The sequence below is a fragment of the Flavobacterium ponti genome (assembly GCF_042652765.1).
In the GTDB taxonomy this organism is placed as follows: Bacteria; Bacteroidota; Bacteroidia; order Flavobacteriales; family Flavobacteriaceae; genus Flavobacterium; species Flavobacterium ponti.
In genome coordinates this window covers 182,052-199,895 of the sequence record NZ_JBHSGW010000001.1, presented here as the reverse complement: position 1 = coordinate 199,895, position 17,844 = coordinate 182,052, and the positions used below count along the sequence as shown (strand labels likewise).

The window sequence follows — 17,844 nt, the reverse complement described above, 5'->3', positions numbered from 1 at the left end:
TTAATTTGAATTTATTAATTGCTCTAAATCTAAATTTAAAGAAATGTTGGCACCAAAAAACTGACTTTTTCTATCATTATCAAATTTAATAAAGGGAGCAATATCATATTCAATTTTTGTTTGCAAATCAATAAACTTAAAAATTCTATATCCAAAACCTAGTTGCCCTCCATATATAAAAGTTTCAAAATCATCTTTTACATCTTCATTTTCAAGTGTTATTTTTGTTAAAAAAGAAATTTTTGGGCCTAATAGCATATAAAAACCTTTTCTATATTCTTGTCCAAAATCATATTTCAAATTTGGATTTATTTCTACAAATGAAAAATTAAATTTGTCTTGTGGAAATGTAAAAGAAGATGATTCGTAATATGCTTCTTTTTTGTTGAAAATTAATTCTGTTTTTAAACCTAAATTATCTGTAAATTGATATTCTAAATAGGCTCCAAAATTAACTGTTTTGTTTTTATCAGTTACAAAATGATATCTTCCATTATTATTCCCTATTTCATAAAGAGCATAACCAATTACTGGTCCATAAGAAATATTTTGAGCTTTAATTAAATTTGATGCTAAAAAAACAAGAGTGATAAAAATCGCTTTTTTCATTTTATAAATTTATATTAAATACAAATGTAAATTTTATTTATAACATTCCAACTCAACTTTCAAAACATAATCCTTCAATTCAATATTTTGACCTTCTTTTTTTACAGGTTGAACCAAAATATCTTTTACTTTTTTATCTATTAAAATGTATTTTGCAAAAAAATCTTTGTTTTGTTCTACTGTTTTATAGTTGATGGAAAGTGTTTCCGTTTTTTCAAATTTCTGATTTTTATAAATTTCAAGTTCCAACTGAACTTCTCCAGCCCAAATACATTCTACTCCTTCAGGACAACGGGAATCTGAAAGGATTTTGGTAATTTTCATTTCATAATCATTCCCAACTTTAGTTAGAGAAGTTGAATTAATTACGATTTCGTTTTCATTTATAACTTGTTTTGAAGCACAACTTATAAAAATAAATAGAGCTATAATTGGTGTGAAATACTTCATTTGAGTAAAAATTTATTTCTCAAAGTTACACAAAGTTTTTATCCTAAAGCCACATCCAAAGTCATCATCACAATAAATCCACCGATAAATCCTAAAGTGGCAATATCTGTGTTTTTCTCTAATTGTGTTTCTGGGATTACTTCTTCCACCACTACATAAATCATTGCACCAGCAGCAAAAGCTAAAGCATAAGGTAATACTGGTGTAAAAAAAGTCACAGCAACTGCTCCTAAAACTCCAGCAATAGGCTCAACAATAGCAGAGGCTTGTCCATACATAAAACTTTTTCTTCTACTCATTCCCATTCTTCGCAAAGGCATTGAAACCGCAATTCCTTCTGGAAAATTTTGGATTCCAATTCCTATGGCTAATGTAACCGCTCCAGCAATAGATGCTTCAGGAATTCCTGCTGCAACTCCACCAAATAAAACTCCAACTGCTAATCCTTCTGGAATGTTGTGTAAAGTAATAGCTAAGGTTAATAAAGTAGTTCGTTGCCAAGGTGATTTTATACCTTCTGTTTCTTTAAAATTAATGTGTAAATGAGGTAAAGTTTTGTCTAACATAAAAATAAATAAAGCTCCTAAAGCAAATCCAAGAGCTGCCGGAATTACTTTTATAAATCCTTCTCCTTCACTCATTTCAATGGAAGGTGCTAACAAACTCCAAAAACTTGCAGCAACCATCACTCCACCAGTAAAACCCAACATTCCATCAAAAAATGTTCGGTTCATTCCTTTAAAAAAGAATACAAATGAGGCTCCTAAAGCCGTTACAAACCAAGTAAACATGGTTGCATAAAAAGCAGCCAAAATTGGGTCAATGCTTTCTAAATAAGTTAATACATCTTGAAACATAATTATTGAACGTATAAGTTAGTAGCTATTTTATCTGAAATCGTAATTTTTTTTCCGTTAATTTCAACTTGTAAAATGTCGTCAAAAGTATCTTTTTCTAGAATTTTAAAAGTCGAACCTAATGCAATTTGTTGTTTGTCTAAATACTGTAAAAATTCTGCCGAAGAATCTTTAACTCCAACACATTTATAAGAAACATCGATTTTAGCATCTGATAAAAGTTGTTTTTGCACCTTTTTAATTTCACCATTTGCATTTGGAATTGGATCTCCGTGAGGATCAAAATCAGGAAAATTTAAAAATGCATCTAATTTATTAATTAATTTTTCCGATTGAATGTGTTCTAATTCTTCAGCAATTTCATGCACTTCATCCCAAGTGAAATTTAATTTTTCCACCAAAAAAACTTCCCACAAACGATGCTTTCTTACAATCATTTTTGCAGTTAAAGTTCCTTTTTCAGTTAAAGAAGCACCTTGGTATTTTTTATATTTTACTAAATCTTTTTCGGATAATTTTTTCAACATATCTGTTACTGAAGAAGCTTTTGTTTCAAGCATTCCTGCAATTGCATTCGTGTTTACACCTTTTGGAGAAACCACTGATAAATGATAAATTACCTTTAAATAATTTTCTTCTGAAGTAGTCATTAACTATTGTTTTAAGCAAATATATAAATTTTTATTTTGATTCGAGTAATTATGTTTTTAGTTTTGTCTAAAAATTAATTTAATGTTCAATAAAAAATATTTTATATTACTCTTATTTACGATATTCTCTTTTTCCCAAAATTCAATAACAGGGAAAGTTATATCAAATAATGAAAGTTTAGCTTTTGCAACAGTTTATTTAATTGAATTAAGCAAAGGAGTTACAACACAAGAAAATGGTCAATACAACTTTGAGAATATTCCTAACGGAAAATATACACTTCAATTTTCTTTTACAGGACTAAAAACTGTAAAAAAAACAATCACCATTTTCAATCAAAATGAATTAATCGTAAACTGTGAGTTAGATGAAATTGATACTTTAGACGAAGTCGTGCTCACCGGAACATTAAAAGCCGTCTCTCGATTAGAATCACCTGTTCCAGTTGAAGTATATTCAGCAGTGTTCTTAAAGAAAAATCCAACTTCAAACCTGTTCGAAGCACTTCAAAATGTGAATGGTGTTCGTCCTCAATTAAATTGTAACATTTGCAATACTGGAGACATTCATATTAATGGTTTAGAAGGACCTTATACAATGGTGACTATTGATGGAATGCCAATTGTTAGTGGTTTATCTACTGTTTATGGTTTGTCTGGAATTCCAAATTCATTAATCGATAGAATTGAAATTGTAAAAGGTCCAGCATCATCTTTATATGGAAGTGAAGCTGTTGGTGGTTTAATAAATATTATTACCAAACGTCCAGAAACAGCTCCAATGTTTTTTGCTGATGTTTTTAGTACTTCTTGGCTAGAAAACAACATAGATATTGGTGCAAAATATAGAATTGTTAAAAATATAAATTCCCTTTTAGGAATAAATTATTTCAATTACAACAACCTTATTGACAACAACCATGATAATTTCACTGATGTAACACTTCAAGATAGAATTTCAGTTTTTAACAAATTTAGTATTGATAGAAAAAATGGAAAAGAATTGAGTTTTGCTGGAAGATTTTTTTATGAAGATCGTTGGGGTGGAGAATTGCAATGGAATAAAAATTTTAGAGGTGGTGATGAAATTTATGGTGAAAGTATTTACACTACAAGATATGAGGCTTTAGGAAAATACCAATTACCCGTTTCAGAAAATATGTTTGCTTCTTTTTCTTATACAAATCATGATCAAAAATCTGTTTATGGAAATGTTTTGTTTTTAGCTCAACAAGAAATTGCATTTGGACAATTAACTTGGGACAAAACTATTGGAAAGCATGATTTTTTATTGGGAACAGCTTTTAGGTATCAATATTATAATGACAACACAACTGCAACCATAGAACCCGAAAAGACGAAAATTAGTAGCCTTTTCATTCAAGATGAAATTAAGTTTACGGAAGCACAAAGTGTTTTATTAGGTTCAAGATTAGATTATAATTCCATTCATGGTTTAATTTACACGCCAAGAATTGCCTATAAATGGAAACCTACTAAAAATGATATTTTCAGAATAAATGCAGGAACTGGTTTTAGAGTGGTTAATTTATTTACTGAAGAACATGCTGCTTTGACTGGTTCTAGAGATGTAATTATTACAGAAAATTTAAATCCTGAAACTTCCTATAATGTTAATTTGAATTATTTAAAAAAATTTCAGTTTGATAATGGAACACATACTGTTTTAGAATTCTCAAGTTGGTATACTCATTTTGAAAATCAAATTCTTCCTGATTATGACACAAACCCTAACCAAATTATTTATACTAATTTAAATGGCTATTCTAAGACTTATGGTTTAACAGGAAATGTTGAATTCATTTTCCCCTTTGGATTAAAATCAATGGTTGGTTTTACTGTTTTAGATTCAAAAATAAAAAGAGACGGAATTTTATCAACTCCAATTCTAACAGAAAAATATAGTGCAACTTGGGGTATTTCATACGATATTCCAAAATGGTTTTTATCTATTGATTACACAGGGAATTTATATGGTCCAATGCGATTGCCTTTATTAGGAAATTTAGATCCAAGAAGGGAATATTCACCTATTTGGAGTATTCAAAACATACAATTTACTTATAAAAAACTCAATCAATTTGAATTTTATGGAGGCATAAAAAACCTTTTAAATTGGACACCAAATAAGAATAATCCATTCATTATTGCTAGAGCAAATGACCCATTTGACAAGGAAGTTGTTTTTGATACAAATGGAAATGCAACTGCAACACCAAACAATCCTTACGCTTTAACATTTGATCCAAGTTATGTTTATGGCCCAAATCAAGGAATAAGAGGTTTCTTTGGAGTTAGATTTAGATTAGATTGATATTTATCACTGTCAAAATTCTCTATCTTTGAAAAATGAAACACTTCAATTATATTTTTACAGGAACTGGATTAGCAGCTTTAATGACTGTCTATGAAATGATTTTGTCAAAAAAAACAGAAGACAAAACAATTCTTCTAATTGATAGTGATGCAAAAAAAACTAATGATAGAACTTGGTGTTTTTGGGATGATTCAAACCATTTTGAAGAAATAATTTATAAAGAATGGAAAAATACTCTTTTTGCTAATGAAAATTACAGGAAACAATTAAACATTGAACCGTATCACTATAAAATGATTCAAGGTACAGATTTTTATAAGTTCATTTTTAATGAAATTTCAAAACATGAAAACATTCATTTTTTACAAGAAAAAGTAATTGATTTTTCAGAATTAGGCAATCATTGTTTGGTCAAAACAGAAGAAAATAATTTTACTTGTAACAAGGTTTTTAATTCTATTTTTAATCCAAATTTAGTTACTTCTCAAAAAAAATATCCGTTATTACAACAGCATTTTATAGGTTGGTTTATAAAAAGTAAAGAGTCTGTTTTTGATGAAAATGCAGCCACTTTTATGGATTTTTCAGTAAAACAAAAAGGGAATACACGTTTTATGTATGTTTTACCAACTTCAAAAAATGAAGCACTATTAGAATATACACTCTTTTCAAAAGATTTACTTTCTAAAAAAGAATACGAAAACGAAATTGAATTATACATCAAAAATTTAGGCATAACTGAATATGAAATTGTAGAAAAAGAACAAGGCAATATTCCCATGACATGTTATCCTTTTTGGAAAAACAATACAAAAAACATCATAAATATTGGTTCTGCTGGTGGTTGGACAAAAGCAAGTACAGGTTTCACTTTTAAAAATGTGACTAAAAAATCAAAAGAGTTGGTTTCATTTTTAGAAACAAATTCTGACTTTACTAAATTTCATAAAAAAGATAAATTTTGGTTTTATGATTTACTCTTTATTGATGTTTTATACAAAGACAATTCAATAGGTTCAAAAGTGTTTTCAGGTTTATTTCAAGATGAAAATTCGGGTTTGATATTAAAATTTTTAGACGAAGAAACTACGTTATTTGAAGATTTAAAAGTCATTTTAAAATGTCCAAAAATTCCTTTTGTAAAAGCTTTATTATGCAGAATATTTAGATAGTATTTCATCTATTAAACCATAACAAATCTTTATGATTTCAAAAGAGTAGACTACAAAAAATCTTTGTAACTTTGCAACTCGTTAACTTTTAACAAAATTATTATGTATCCAGAAGAAATGGTTAAACCAATGCGTGCTGAATTAAATGACGCTGGTTTTCAAGATTTATATAGTGCTGACGAAGTAAAGAATGCAATTCAATCAGAAGGAACAACTTTAGTGGTTGTAAATTCGGTTTGTGGTTGTGCTGCAAGAAATGCTCGTCCTGGTGCTAAAATGAGTTTAGCAGGTGCTAAAAAACCTTCAAAATTAGTTACTGTTTTTGCAGGTGTTGACAAAGAAGCAGTTGATGCAGCTAGAGAACAAATGTTCCCTTTTCCTCCATCATCTCCAAGTATGGCTTTGTTCAAAAACGGTGAATTAGTTCATATGTTAGAACGTCATCACATTGAAGGTCGTCCAGCAGAATTAATTGCTGAAAACTTACAAGATGCTTACAACGAATATTGCTAATTAATATTTTTTAAAAAAATCAATCCCTTTCTAAACAATTAGTTAGGGATTTTTTTATTTTTACGCAACCCTTTTTAAAAACATTCATCTTATATATAAAACCAAACATGATGAAGACTTCTTTTTTATTCCTGATTTTGTTTTTTACATTGAGTTGTTCCAATGATGATGATGCAACGGTTGCTCCTCAAACTATAATTCCAACTCAAATTATAAAAGGTCATTTGAATTACAACAATACTTACGGAAACGAAAATATTGTAATTTCCAACACTGCTGATTGGCAAACTTTAATGACTAATTTTTCAACAATTGGTGTTATAAACAACACTCCTTTTGCTGAAACTAATATCGATTTTCAAAACTATATGATTCTTTTTGTCATTGAAGTCAAAAATAGCACTACTACAATTGATATTACTAATATTCAAGAAAATTCAAATAATATTACCGTTGATGTTGAAAATCTACAAGTTGGCTTAACTACTGATGTTGCTCATCCGTTTCATATTGTAAAAATTCCGAAAACAACAAAACCAATAGTTTTTCAATAATTATCTAAAAGCAAAACACTATGCAAGCATACTAAATCCCTATGTTTAGTGGTGTTTTTTTATGATAATAATAGTACATTTGTGCAAAATATTTTTTGATGGAAAAGTTAATTTCATATCCACTTTCTATTTTATATTATGCACTATTCTTATTTTGGTTAGTGCTTTTTCATCCAATTCAATGGATTTGTTACAATTTATTTGGCTACAATGCACACAGAATAAGTGTTTTTGTATTAAATTGGTTTTTGGTTAGAAATACACATATTTTAGGCACGACCTATTCATTCAAAGGAAGAGAAAAACTACCTAAAAACGTTCCTTTAATTATTGTTGCCAATCATCAAAGTCTATATGATATTCCAGCTATAATTTGGTTTATGAGAGCTTGGCATCCTAAATTTATTAGCAAAAAAGAATTAGGAAAAGGTATTCCAAGTGTATCGTATAATTTGAGAAAAGGTGGCTCGGCATTAATTGATAGAAAAGACCCAAAACAAGCCTTAGGTGAAATTAAAAAATGTGGTGAATTCATCAATAAAAATAATTATTCAGTAACGATTTTTCCAGAAGGAACAAGAAGCAAAACAGGAGTTCCTAAACCTTTTTCTGTCAATGGGTTAAAAATGCTATACAAATTTGCTCCAGATGCTTACTTTGTGCCAATTACCATTAATAATTCATGGAAAATGACTAAATTTGGACAATTCCCTCTAGGTTTAGGAAATAAAATAAATTTTCAAATTCATGAACCTTTAAAAATATCAGACTTTTCATTTGAAGAAATCTTTGAAAAAACAGAAAAAACAATAGTTGACGCTATTAAAATATAAATTTATGTCTATAAAAAATGTTAGATTAGAAGTGATGCAATTTTTGGAAAAAAGAATTGACAGCTTTGTTGAAGACTACTTAATTCCAGTTGAAACAATTTGGCAACCAACTGATTTATTGCCTGATTCTCAAAACGAAAATTTCTATGAAGAAGTTAGAGAGTTAAGAGAAATAGCTAAAGATTTACCTTATGATTTTTGGGTTACTTTAGTAGGTGATACAATTACCGAAGAAGCTTTACCAACTTACGAATCTTGGTTGATGGAAGTAGAAGGTGTTGATAATGAAGGAAGAAATGGATGGAGTCAATGGGTTAGACAATGGACCTCTGAAGAGAATCGTCATGGTGATGTTTTGAATAAATATCTTTATTTATCTGGAAGAGTAAACATGAGAGAAATTGAAATGACAACTCAACATTTAATTGCTGATGGTTTTGACATTGGAACAGGAACAGATCCTTACAAAAACTTCGTTTACACAAGTTTTCAAGAATTAGCTACTTATGTTTCTCACAATCGTGTAGCTCAAATGGCCAAAAAATATGGTGATAACAAACTTGCAAAAATGTGTCGTTTAATTGCTGGTGACGAAATGCGTCATCATCATGCGTATAGTGAATTTGTGAATCAGATTTTTAAAGTTGACCCAAGTGAAATGATGTTGGCTTTTCAACATATGATGAAACATAAAATAACAATGCCTGCTGGTTTTTTAAGAGAAAGTGGTGAAAAAATAAGTTCAGCTTTTGAAAATTTCTCTGATTCAGCACAACGAATTGGTGTTTATACTTCTGCAGATTATGTGGATATTATGCAGAAATTAATTGATAAATGGGAAATTGATAAAATTTCAAATCTTACTGACGAAGCAGAAAAAGCTAGAGATTTCCTTATGAAATTGCCTGCTCGTATGACAAGAATTTCAGAAAGACTTGTGATTCCTCAAGAAAGTCATGTTTTCAAATGGGTTCAACCTGCTTTGATTAAGTAAAACAATAAAATTTGAATTTTTATAATTCCAAATTCTAAAAGAGTTTGGATTTTTTTTTAAATTAATTATATGTCATTAATAGATAATACAATTCTATTTGTTAAAAAACAACTTCAAAATGCTGAAGGTGGACACGATTGGTTTCACATTGAGAGAGTTTATAAAAATGCCCTTTTGATTGCCCAAAATGAAGAGTGTAACCTAGAAATTGTAAAACTTGGAGCCCTTTTACACGATATCGCAGACAGTAAATTTCATAATGGTGATGAGACCGTTGGTCCAAAAATAGCCAGAGAATTTCTTGAAAAAGAAAAAGTGAAGGAAGAAACTATTTATCATTTGCTTAACATCATTGAAAATATTTCTTTTAAAGGTGGAAATTTTGAAAGAAAATTTAATTCTAAAGAATTAGATATTGTTCAAGATGCTGATAGACTTGATGCTTTAGGTGCAATTGGAATTGCAAGAACATTCAATTACGGTGGATTTAAGAACCGAGCTATTTATAATCCAAATATTGCTCCAAACCTCAAGATGAGCAAAGAAGAATATAAAAATAGTGAAGCTCCAACTATTAATCATTTCTACGAAAAATTGTTGCTTTTAAAAGACAAAATGAACACAGAATCTGGTAAAAAATTAGCCCAAGAAAGACATGTTTTTATGGAAAAATTCTTGTCACAATTTTATGCAGAATGGGATGGGTCTTTGTAGTAAGTAGTTTGCAGTTCAATGATTTTTTTACTGAAACTTTTATAAAATGAACTCCCAAAAATTATTATTATGAATGACCTTTGTGGTTTTAGGTTCATAATTTTTTGTAAATGATTTTGTGAATTTTACCTTTACATTTGGATTATATTTTATTTCATAAGCGTCTATTTCTTGATTTTTTATTTCCAAATAATCAATTTCAGCTTGTTGTGTATTTCTCCAAAAAAAAGTATCCGAAAAATTATTTTCATAACTCAATTTCTTTCTCCTTTCGCTAATAATAAAATTTTCCCATAAAGCTCCAACATCATCACGCAATTCGATTGGTTTGAAATTTTTAATTATTCTGTTTCTAAGCCCTACATCATAAAAATACACTTTTCGTCCCTTCTTCAGTTCATTATCTTGATTTTTACTAAACGCATTTAAACTAAAAACGATAAAGTTTTTTTCTAAAATATCGATATACTTTTCAACAGTTAAACGATTAATTCCTAAATCATTGCCTAATGAAGTGGTGTTTATTTCGCTTCCTATTCTAAAAGCTAACATTTGAACCAATTTATGTAAAGTAGCTGATTTTTTTATTCCTTCTATATTTAAAATATCTTTATATAAAAACCCATCTACCAAGTCATTTAATATTTTTTCTTCATTTCCTATATTAGTTACAACTTCTGGATAGTATCCATAAACTAATCGATGTGGTAAAAGTCTGTTTTCTTCCACAAAATTAGTATGCGTAACCATTTCTGAAAAACTTAAAGGAAATAATTGTATTTCTTCCTTTCTGCCAACCATACTTTCTTTGGTTTTATCGGCTAACTCAAAAGCACTACTCCCAGAAGCAATGATTTGAATCTCGGGAAAATTATCAACCATACGCTTAATGAGTAATCCAATATTATGAATCATTTGAGCTTCATCTATAACCAAAATTTTATTTAAGCCAACTATTGCATTTAATCTATCCGAAGTAATATTTTCTAAAAGTAATTGCGTATCGGGTTCATCACCATTTAACCACAAAAAAGAATGATTTTTTATGGTATTTTTCATTATGGATGTCTTCCCAACTTGTCTTGCACCAAATATAAGTATTGCTTTTCCCTTAAAAAGCAATGAATCTAAATAATTCTGTTGGACTCTACTTATCATTTTAATATAAATTTAAAAGACAAATATAGCAATAAATATAATAAAATATTATTTAAATAATTAAAAAATATAATAATATGATATTTAAATATCAAAAAAATATAATAATATGATATTTAATAAAAGTTTAATCTAGAAGAAAAATACATGAACTAGATTATTTACCAGGAAAAACAGCTTTTCTCTTTTCTAAAAAAGCAGTAGTCCCTTCTTTAAAATCTTCGGTTCCAAAGCAAGCACCAAAATTTTTGATTTCTGTTTCATAACCGTTAACACCATCTTCGTAATTAGCATTTACTGCTTCTATAGCTTTTGCAATGGCAACAGATGAATTTTTGGTAATTTTTGTGGCAATTCCTTTTGTGAATTCTAACAGTTCTGCTTGAGGTACAACATGATTTACTAAACCGTAATTTTTTGCGGTTTCTGCATCAATCATAGCGGCTGACATAATCATTTCCATAGCTCTTCCTTTTCCAACTAGTTGAGGTAGTCTTTGAGTTCCACCATAACCTGGAATTACACCTAAAGTTACTTCTGGTAATCCCATTTTTGCATTGTCTGAAGCTACTCTAAAATGACAAGCCATTGCCAATTCTAAGCCACCACCAAGAGCAAATCCATTTACAGCTGCAATTACTGGAGTTGAAAGATTTTGAACATAATCAAACAAAATTTCTTGCCCTTTAGCTGCCAATAAACCTCCATTTTCAACAGAGAAATTAGCAAATTCCGAAATATCGGCTCCAGCTACAAATGCTTTTTCTCCACTTCCTGTAACAATAATTACTTTTACAGATTTATCTTCATTTAAAGACTTAAAACCTTCATGCAATTCTTGAATAGTAGCTTTGTTTAAGGCATTTAATTTTTCAGGTCTATTGATGGTTACAATAGCAATGTTTTCTTGTTTTTCTATTAAAATGTTTTCCATTTTTATTAATTTTTAAACCGTTGACTAAGGCCGAACGATAATTGAGTTTATATATGATTTAATCTGTTATTGGAAATGAAACAAAAAATGTTGTTCCTCTATTTTCTTCACTTTCAAAAGTAATAGTTCCATTATAATTTTCAATGATATTTTTAATAATTGCTAAACCTAATCCCATTCCACTTGATTTTGTAGTGAATTTTGGTTCAAAAATTCTAGCCTTATTTTCTTCCGAAATTCCTTTTCCGTTGTCTTTTACCGTAATTTTTACATCTTCATTTTCTCTGAAAACATTAACTTGTACTTGTTTGTTTTCTTGTTCCTCTGGAATAGATTGAATGGCATTTTTAACCAAATTAGTTATTACTCTAATCAATTGTGTACGATCTAAACGAGCAATAATTTCAGCTTCAATACTTGAAAATTGAATAAAATCTTCATTAAAAATTTCCAATGACAATTCTACTATTTTAACCACATTTAAGGTTTCATTTTGTTGCGCTGGCATAGATGCAAAATTAGAAAATGCATTAGCCACAGAACTCATCGTATCAATTTGTTGAATCAAAGTTTTAGAATAATCATCTAATTTTTTCTTTACATCAGGATCATTTTCGTTAAAACGCATTTGAAAACTTTGAACCGTCAATCGCATTGGAGTTAAAGGGTTTTTAATTTCATGAGCCACTTGTTTAGCCATTTCCCTCCAAGCTTGTTCTCTTTCGCTATGAGCCAATTTGGAAGCACTTTCTTCTAGCTTATCAACCATGCTATTGTAAGCTTGAACCAATAAATTAATTTCTTTGCTACCTTCTTCTAAAACTATACGCTCATTTAATTGATTTAATTCTGTTTCTTTAATTTTATCACTAATCACTTTTAATGATTTTGTAATATAACTTGAGAGGAAATAAGAAAGTGCAATTGCAATTAAAAACATAAAAGCATACACTTGTCCAAATCGAATTAAAAAATTTTGTAATTCATTGTCATAAAAATCAGTATCTTCCTCATAAGGTAAATTTAAAATAGCCAATGGTTTAAACTTATTGTCTTTGATATAACTATAAGAATATCGCATCTTTAAACTATCAATAGTTTTAAATTCTACATACCTTTTTTCTACTGTAGATTCTAGTATTTTAAGAGTAGATGAATTGATATTTGGTGATTCTTTGTCTTGTTTAAAAACTGCTCTAGATGAGAGTAGCAAATCACCTTTTAAATCATATAGATTCAATTCCATACTATGAACATCTGATATTTCATAGATTTTTTCTTTGAAAATTAATGGAATATTTTGAGTTGATAAAGGATAAGTTGTGTTTTGAAGCACATAGTTTATATGCTCAACAATGGCATTTTCTTTTCGTTCTAACCTGTCTTGGTGATATTCTCTAGCTTCTTTTTTGAATTGGTAAATAGAAACTGCAGCAATCAATATAGATGCAATCATTGTTAAAAATATCATGGAAAGAAATATTCTTAATCGCAACGAAAGGTGTTTTATATTGAAAATTCTATCCATAATTTATTGATAACTACATTAGCTTTTATTTTTTTCTCGAATTCTTTTGTAGAATCGAAACCCTAACATAATTAAAATTGAAAATACAAAAATTCCGATAACCCCAAAAATCCAATTGATAGCACTTTTTAAAATCACTAAAAAAACAACGGCAAATAAGATTATTGTTGCTCCTTCATTCCAAATTCTAAAAAAGTTAGAAGTGTGTTTGACTTCGTTTTTTTGCAATTGTTTGAATATTTGATGGCATTTTGCATGATAAATATATAGCAGCAAAACAAATGCCAACTTTACGTGCATCCAAGATTGAGATAACCAACTTGGATTTAAATAGAGCAAATAAAAAGCAAATAGACTCGCTAAAACAGCACTTGGCCAAGTAATAATATACCAAAGTCTATATTGCATTAATTGATATTGTTTGATTAAAATATCTTGCTCTGGTTGTGGCTTTTGTTTGGCTTCTGCATGATAAACAAATAAACGAACAATATAAAAAAGTCCAGCAAACCAAGTGATTACAAATATTAAATGCAATGCTTTTATGTAATTATATTCCATCTTGTGCGTGTGTTAATTTGCGATTCATCTCTCTTTTTAAAAAGAAGGCTGTAACAATTGTAGATAAAATATCAGCTATTGGAAATGAAATCCATACTCCAAAAATACCATAATAATTTGGTAAAACTAAAATTAATGGAATCAAGAAAAATCCTTGTTTGGTTAATGTTAGTAAAAGTGCTGGAATAGCTTTTCCTGCTGCTTGAAAATAAGCTGCTCCTATTAATTGAATGGCAATAATTGGTGAAGCTGCAAAAACTATTCGTAAGGCATTTGGTGTTTCTTTAATAATATCTGCATCATTAGAAAAAACTGCTACAATTGGTTCAGCTAAAACTAAAATAACTAAAAAAATTATGGTTGCTAAAACTCCAGCCCATTTTATAGATGTTGAAATACTTTCACTAACTCTTACATATTTTTTTGCTCCATAATTGTATCCTGCAACTGGCAAAAAACCTTGTGTTACTCCTAAAATTGGAAACAACGCAAACATTAACATTCGACTTATAATGCCGTAAACAGCTACCGAATGTTCTCCACCATAAACAAAAAGCGTATGATTTAAAATGATAGATAAAATAGCCACAACACCTTGTCGAGCAAAAGTTACAAACCCTAAAGATGTAATTTCTGAAATGATTTTAAAGTCTAACAAGTAGTGTTTTAGGTGTAAACGCAATTCACTTTTAAAAATAAAGAACCATAATATAAAAGCAAAACACATAAAATAAGAAATTGAAGTTGCCAATGCAGCTCCAAACATTCCCCAATTTAAAAGTTTTATAAAAACAATATCTAAAATTATGTTACTAAAAGCTGGAATTATCATGGCAATCATAGCAAATTTAGGTTTCCCTTCTGCTCTGATAACTGTGTTTCCCATCATACATAAAGCCAAAAAAGGAACACCATACAAAACAGGAATAAAAAACTCTTTTGCAGGTTCCATGATTGCACCATTAGCTCCAAAAAGTAATAGCACTTCATCCGAATAAAATAACCCTCCAAAAACAGAAATTAAAGCCAAACCAAGGGTCATCAAAATTTGATTTCCAAAGGTATGTAATGCTTTTTCACGATTATTGGCTCCTAATGCTCTAGAAATAATGGAACTTCCTCCAATTCCTAAAGCCATTCCTAAAGATGAAATTAAAAATGTTATTGGTAAAACAACCGAAACTGCTGCTATAGCCAAGGAACCAATCCATTGTCCAACAAAAATGGTGTCAATTAAGATATTGACAGACATAAATAATATGCCTATCGAAGCAGGAACTGATTGTTTAATCAATAAATCTTTTATACTTAATGTACCTAATTCGGTGGAAGAAACTGCCATTATACGGTTTGTTCTTGATTTTGAAAAGCCCATTGATCAACCCAACGGCTTAATGTTTTTGCCCAATCATCATCATCATTTAAACATGGAATCGCTAAAAATTCTTCTCCACCATGTTCCTTAAATTGATGATTGGCTTCCATTGCAATTTCCTCTAAAGTTTCTAAACAATCGGAAACAAAAGCTGGAGTTACAACGGCTAATTTCTTAATCCCTTTTTCTGGCATTTTATTAATTTCAACATCCGTATAAGGTGTTAACCATTTATCACCTGCTAAACGCGATTGAAAAGTTTGGCTGTATTTTCCTTCTTCAATTCCTAAAAATTCTACTACTTGTTTTGTCGTTTCATAACATTGATGACGATAGCAAAATTCATGTGCAGGTGAAGGTGTGTTGCAACAACTACCATCTATTTTACAATGACTTTTTGTGATGTCAGTTTTACGAATATGACGCTCAGGAATTCCATGATATGAAAATAATAAATGATCATATTCAAATCCTTCTAAATGTCTTTTGATTGAATTTGATAAATCTCTGATGTAGTCTTTTTGATTGTAAAAAGCTGGAATTATCGTGAAACTCATATGAGGAAATTTTTCCTTGCGTAATTTTTCAGCTAATACTAAAATAGTTTCTGTTGAAGCCATTGCATGTTGTGGATACAGAGGAAATAACAAAACTTCAGTAATTCCTTGATCACTTAATTTTTGTAAACCATTTTCTATACTTGGATTACCATATCTCATAGCTAATTCAACTGGTACACTAACTTGCTTTTGAATTTTTTCTTGTAACCTTTTAGATAATACAATTAGAGGAGAGCCTTCATCCCACCAAATTTTTGCGTAAGCTGCTGCTGATTTTTTGGGTCTTGTTTGTAAAATAATTCCTCTAACTAGCAAAGCTCTCAATAAAAATGGAACATCTATTACATATTTATCCATTAAAAATTCATCTAAATAAGGCTTAACGTCTTTTGGTGTTGGACTTTCTGGTGAACCTAAGTTTACTAATAATACTCCTTTTTTCATATACATTTTCCGAGAAAACGGAAATTTTTTAAATTAAACTATTTTTATACATTCAAATTCAAATTCATTAAATATTTTTTTGGTGTGGTGCCAAATTTCTTCTTAAAAGCAGCAATAAAATGACTAGAAGTGCTGTAACCAATTTTCAATCCAACTTCATTAACATTATAAGAACCACTATCTAACAAATGACGTGCATATTCCATTTTATAATCAAACAAAAAGCTATAAACACTATCTCCATAAATTTGTTTGAAACCAACTTTCAACTTTTTAATATTCAACCCAACTTGGTCTGCTAATTCTTGTAAACCTGGTGGTTCAGCCATATTAGCTATTACAATTTCTTTGGCTTTTTTGATTTTAAGAACGTTTTCTTCATCTATTAAAAACGGACAGTGTTCTGCATTTGGATCTTCATTTCTGTTAAAATACAAGCTCAATAACTCATACCCTTTCCCTTTTAAATACAGATTTTTAATAGATGTATTTTGGTTATAATGAAAAATTTGATTTAACACAATTGCCATTGACGGACTTATGTCTTCTTCACCATAATATTTTTTATCTAAATTTTCTTCACTCAAAAAAGGAATATATTCTGCTTCATTAGAAAATAAAGTATGGAATTTTTTTATAGAAATAAGTGCGGAAATAATCCAAGATTTTGGTGCAACTTCTAAATGTAAAGGCAATTCTTTTTGAGGATTGTATAATAAAAGTGACTTCTCTTCTTTCAAATCTAAAGCATAACTTCCATTATTAAAAATAAATTTTCCTTTCCCCTTCACATTAAAATGAAATTGAATCAATCCTGTTTTAACCTGTTTTTCAAAACGTTGTACCTCATCAGTGTCATTTTGAAAACGCAATAAAATAAAATCGGGTTCAATTTTTATTTCTTCTTCCATCTTAAATAAGCTTTATTCATGTTGATGTAATTATTTTTTTTAAACAACCACATATTACAAAATTAAATTATTTTGATGGTTTATTCTTTGTTTTCTTTTAAATTTATAGTTTGTTTAAAGTTTTGATACATTATTTCAAATTAGCAGAAATACTAATGTTAATTTTATTTGACACTTTGTTTTTTACTACTGAAGGAATTGAAATATCAAAATCACTTGCATTAACTGATAAATTAGATTGCAAACTAATTCCACTAGATGACTTACTCATTTTGGCATTAGTTTTTATTGCAACTGTTTTGCCATGAAGCTCAAGTTTACCATTAATCACAAAATCTTTGGAAGTATCTGTCAAAGCATTAACGTCAAATCCTTCAATTTTACCTCTAAAAATAGCTTTTGGATATTTGTCACTTTCAATATAATTTTCATTAAAATGTTCTTCCATTAAAGCAACTTTAAATCTAAAACCTTTCATGAGTGCTAAACTTGCAATTTCACCTGTTTTGGTATTTAAAACAAAGGTGACATTACTGTTTGTAGCTTTTACTTCTTCAAAGGAAGGAACTGATGCTTCAAAAGTAACCACTGCAGATTTACTGATCATTTTTTCCTGAGACATGCATATACTAACGTTCAAAACATAAAATAGTGCTATTATTATTTTTTTCATGATTTTTATATTTAAT

General features: G+C 29.1%; 19 protein-coding genes. 7 read left to right on the top strand and 12 right to left on the bottom strand.

Features of this window, described 5'->3' with window-relative positions; translation table 11 throughout:
* Genes ACFO3U_RS00875 through ACFO3U_RS00860 form a run of 4 tightly spaced genes read right to left on the bottom strand, consistent with a single transcriptional unit; the run spans nucleotide 1 to nucleotide 2,566 of the window.
* Complete coding sequence (locus tag ACFO3U_RS00875; RefSeq protein ID WP_379737520.1) at nucleotides 1-609, bottom strand: porin family protein; 609 nt, start codon at nucleotides 607-609, stop codon at nucleotides 1-3.
* A 33-nt stretch (nucleotides 610-642) separates the two neighbouring features.
* The gene (locus ACFO3U_RS00870; protein WP_379737518.1) at nucleotides 643-1,059 is read right to left on the bottom strand and encodes a hypothetical protein; all 417 of its coding nucleotides are present in this window, start codon (nucleotides 1,057-1,059) and stop codon (nucleotides 643-645) included.
* Between the two features lie 38 nt (nucleotides 1,060-1,097).
* The gene (locus ACFO3U_RS00865; RefSeq protein WP_379737516.1) at nucleotides 1,098-1,916 is read right to left on the bottom strand and encodes a ZIP family metal transporter; all 819 of its coding nucleotides are present in this window, start codon (nucleotides 1,914-1,916) and stop codon (nucleotides 1,098-1,100) included.
* A 2-nt stretch (nucleotides 1,917-1,918) separates the two neighbouring features.
* The gene (locus tag ACFO3U_RS00860; protein WP_379737514.1) at nucleotides 1,919-2,566 is read right to left on the bottom strand and encodes a metal-dependent transcriptional regulator; all 648 of its coding nucleotides are present in this window, start codon (nucleotides 2,564-2,566) and stop codon (nucleotides 1,919-1,921) included.
* Nucleotides 2,567-2,648: 82 nt separating this feature from the next.
* Here ACFO3U_RS00860 and ACFO3U_RS00855 point away from each other — a divergent pair, with 82 nt between their 5' ends.
* The 7 genes from ACFO3U_RS00855 to ACFO3U_RS00825 all read left to right on the top strand — a co-directional run bounded on the left by ACFO3U_RS00855 (nucleotide 2,649) and on the right by ACFO3U_RS00825 (nucleotide 9,684).
* Nucleotides 2,649-4,901 carry a TonB-dependent receptor gene (locus tag ACFO3U_RS00855; protein ID WP_379737512.1) on the top strand — a complete coding sequence of 751 codons (2,253 nt, stop codon included), beginning with the start codon at nucleotides 2,649-2,651 and terminating at the stop codon, nucleotides 4,899-4,901.
* A 35-nt stretch (nucleotides 4,902-4,936) separates the two neighbouring features.
* Complete coding sequence (locus ACFO3U_RS00850; RefSeq protein ID WP_379737510.1) at nucleotides 4,937-6,076, top strand: lycopene cyclase family protein; 1,140 nt, start codon at nucleotides 4,937-4,939, stop codon at nucleotides 6,074-6,076.
* Nucleotides 6,077-6,178: 102 nt separating this feature from the next.
* Entirely contained in the window at nucleotides 6,179-6,589 is a 411-nt protein-coding gene (locus tag ACFO3U_RS00845; protein ID WP_338376004.1) for a BrxA/BrxB family bacilliredoxin, read from the top strand.
* A gap of 107 nt (nucleotides 6,590-6,696) precedes the next feature.
* Entirely contained in the window at nucleotides 6,697-7,143 is a 447-nt protein-coding gene (locus ACFO3U_RS00840; RefSeq protein WP_379737508.1) for a hypothetical protein, read from the top strand.
* 98 nt (nucleotides 7,144-7,241) lie between these two features.
* Complete coding sequence (locus ACFO3U_RS00835) at nucleotides 7,242-7,976, top strand: lysophospholipid acyltransferase family protein (protein ID WP_379737506.1); 735 nt, start codon at nucleotides 7,242-7,244, stop codon at nucleotides 7,974-7,976.
* A 4-nt stretch (nucleotides 7,977-7,980) separates the two neighbouring features.
* Nucleotides 7,981-8,970 (top strand): acyl-ACP desaturase, encoded by a 990-nt coding sequence (locus tag ACFO3U_RS00830; protein ID WP_379737504.1) that lies wholly within the window; start codon nucleotides 7,981-7,983, stop codon nucleotides 8,968-8,970.
* Between the two features lie 69 nt (nucleotides 8,971-9,039).
* A complete protein-coding gene (locus ACFO3U_RS00825; RefSeq protein WP_379737502.1) occupies nucleotides 9,040-9,684 on the top strand; it encodes an HD domain-containing protein in 645 nt (214 codons plus the stop codon).
* Between the two features lie 39 nt (nucleotides 9,685-9,723).
* Here the strand turns inward: ACFO3U_RS00825 and ACFO3U_RS00820 are convergent, their stop codons facing one another.
* From ACFO3U_RS00820 to ACFO3U_RS00785, 8 genes are all read right to left on the bottom strand, one after another.
* Entirely contained in the window at nucleotides 9,724-10,842 is a 1,119-nt protein-coding gene (locus ACFO3U_RS00820; RefSeq protein WP_379737500.1) for an ATP-binding protein, read from the bottom strand.
* A 157-nt stretch (nucleotides 10,843-10,999) separates the two neighbouring features.
* On the bottom strand, nucleotides 11,000-11,782 hold the full coding sequence (locus ACFO3U_RS00815; RefSeq protein ID WP_379738149.1) for an enoyl-CoA hydratase/isomerase family protein: 783 nt from the start codon (nucleotides 11,780-11,782) through the stop codon (nucleotides 11,000-11,002).
* Nucleotides 11,783-11,834: 52 nt separating this feature from the next.
* Nucleotides 11,835-13,247 (bottom strand): sensor histidine kinase, encoded by a 1,413-nt coding sequence (locus tag ACFO3U_RS00810; RefSeq protein ID WP_379738147.1) that lies wholly within the window; start codon nucleotides 13,245-13,247, stop codon nucleotides 11,835-11,837.
* Nucleotides 13,248-13,322: 75 nt separating this feature from the next.
* On the bottom strand, nucleotides 13,323-13,865 hold the full coding sequence (locus ACFO3U_RS00805; protein WP_379737498.1) for a CopD family protein: 543 nt from the start codon (nucleotides 13,863-13,865) through the stop codon (nucleotides 13,323-13,325).
* Complete coding sequence (locus tag ACFO3U_RS00800) at nucleotides 13,855-15,207, bottom strand: MATE family efflux transporter (RefSeq protein WP_379737496.1); 1,353 nt, start codon at nucleotides 15,205-15,207, stop codon at nucleotides 13,855-13,857. The genes ACFO3U_RS00805 and ACFO3U_RS00800 overlap by 11 nt, the downstream gene beginning before the upstream one ends.
* Nucleotides 15,207-16,244, bottom strand: coding sequence for a ferrochelatase (hemH, locus tag ACFO3U_RS00795; protein ID WP_379737494.1), 1,038 nt, complete (start codon nucleotides 16,242-16,244; stop codon nucleotides 15,207-15,209). Before hemH ends, ACFO3U_RS00800 begins: the two co-directional genes overlap by 1 nt.
* 44 nt (nucleotides 16,245-16,288) lie before the next feature.
* On the bottom strand, nucleotides 16,289-17,155 hold the full coding sequence (locus ACFO3U_RS00790) for an AraC family transcriptional regulator (RefSeq protein WP_379737492.1): 867 nt from the start codon (nucleotides 17,153-17,155) through the stop codon (nucleotides 16,289-16,291).
* A gap of 130 nt (nucleotides 17,156-17,285) precedes the next feature.
* Entirely contained in the window at nucleotides 17,286-17,828 is a 543-nt protein-coding gene (locus ACFO3U_RS00785; RefSeq protein ID WP_379737491.1) for a YceI family protein, read from the bottom strand.
* Between the last annotated feature and the right edge of the window lie 16 nt (nucleotides 17,829-17,844).

Coding starts and splice junctions, on each gene's coding strand:
- ACFO3U_RS00870 (WP_379737518.1), bottom strand. CDS start 1,059: ATGAAGTATTTCACACCAATTATAGCTCTATTTATTTTTATAAGTTGT.
- ACFO3U_RS00830 (WP_379737504.1), top strand. CDS start 7,981: ATGTCTATAAAAAATGTTAGATTAGAAGTGATGCAATTTTTGGAAAAA.
- hemH (WP_379737494.1), bottom strand. CDS start 16,244: ATGAAAAAAGGAGTATTATTAGTAAACTTAGGTTCACCAGAAAGTCCA.
- ACFO3U_RS00855 (WP_379737512.1), top strand. CDS start 2,649: ATGTTCAATAAAAAATATTTTATATTACTCTTATTTACGATATTCTCT.
- ACFO3U_RS00875 (WP_379737520.1), bottom strand. CDS start 609: ATGAAAAAAGCGATTTTTATCACTCTTGTTTTTTTAGCATCAAATTTA.
- ACFO3U_RS00790 (WP_379737492.1), bottom strand. CDS start 17,155: ATGGAAGAAGAAATAAAAATTGAACCCGATTTTATTTTATTGCGTTTT.
- ACFO3U_RS00825 (WP_379737502.1), top strand. CDS start 9,040: ATGTCATTAATAGATAATACAATTCTATTTGTTAAAAAACAACTTCAA.
- ACFO3U_RS00800 (WP_379737496.1), bottom strand. CDS start 15,207: ATGGCAGTTTCTTCCACCGAATTAGGTACATTAAGTATAAAAGATTTA.
- ACFO3U_RS00840 (WP_379737508.1), top strand. CDS start 6,697: ATGATGAAGACTTCTTTTTTATTCCTGATTTTGTTTTTTACATTGAGT.
- ACFO3U_RS00860 (WP_379737514.1), bottom strand. CDS start 2,566: ATGACTACTTCAGAAGAAAATTATTTAAAGGTAATTTATCATTTATCA.
- ACFO3U_RS00820 (WP_379737500.1), bottom strand. CDS start 10,842: ATGATAAGTAGAGTCCAACAGAATTATTTAGATTCATTGCTTTTTAAG.
- ACFO3U_RS00785 (WP_379737491.1), bottom strand. CDS start 17,828: ATGAAAAAAATAATAATAGCACTATTTTATGTTTTGAACGTTAGTATA.
- ACFO3U_RS00805 (WP_379737498.1), bottom strand. CDS start 13,865: ATGGAATATAATTACATAAAAGCATTGCATTTAATATTTGTAATCACT.
- ACFO3U_RS00810 (WP_379738147.1), bottom strand. CDS start 13,247: ATGATATTTTTAACAATGATTGCATCTATATTGATTGCTGCAGTTTCT.
- ACFO3U_RS00845 (WP_338376004.1), top strand. CDS start 6,179: ATGTATCCAGAAGAAATGGTTAAACCAATGCGTGCTGAATTAAATGAC.
- ACFO3U_RS00850 (WP_379737510.1), top strand. CDS start 4,937: ATGAAACACTTCAATTATATTTTTACAGGAACTGGATTAGCAGCTTTA.
- ACFO3U_RS00865 (WP_379737516.1), bottom strand. CDS start 1,916: ATGTTTCAAGATGTATTAACTTATTTAGAAAGCATTGACCCAATTTTG.
- ACFO3U_RS00835 (WP_379737506.1), top strand. CDS start 7,242: ATGGAAAAGTTAATTTCATATCCACTTTCTATTTTATATTATGCACTA.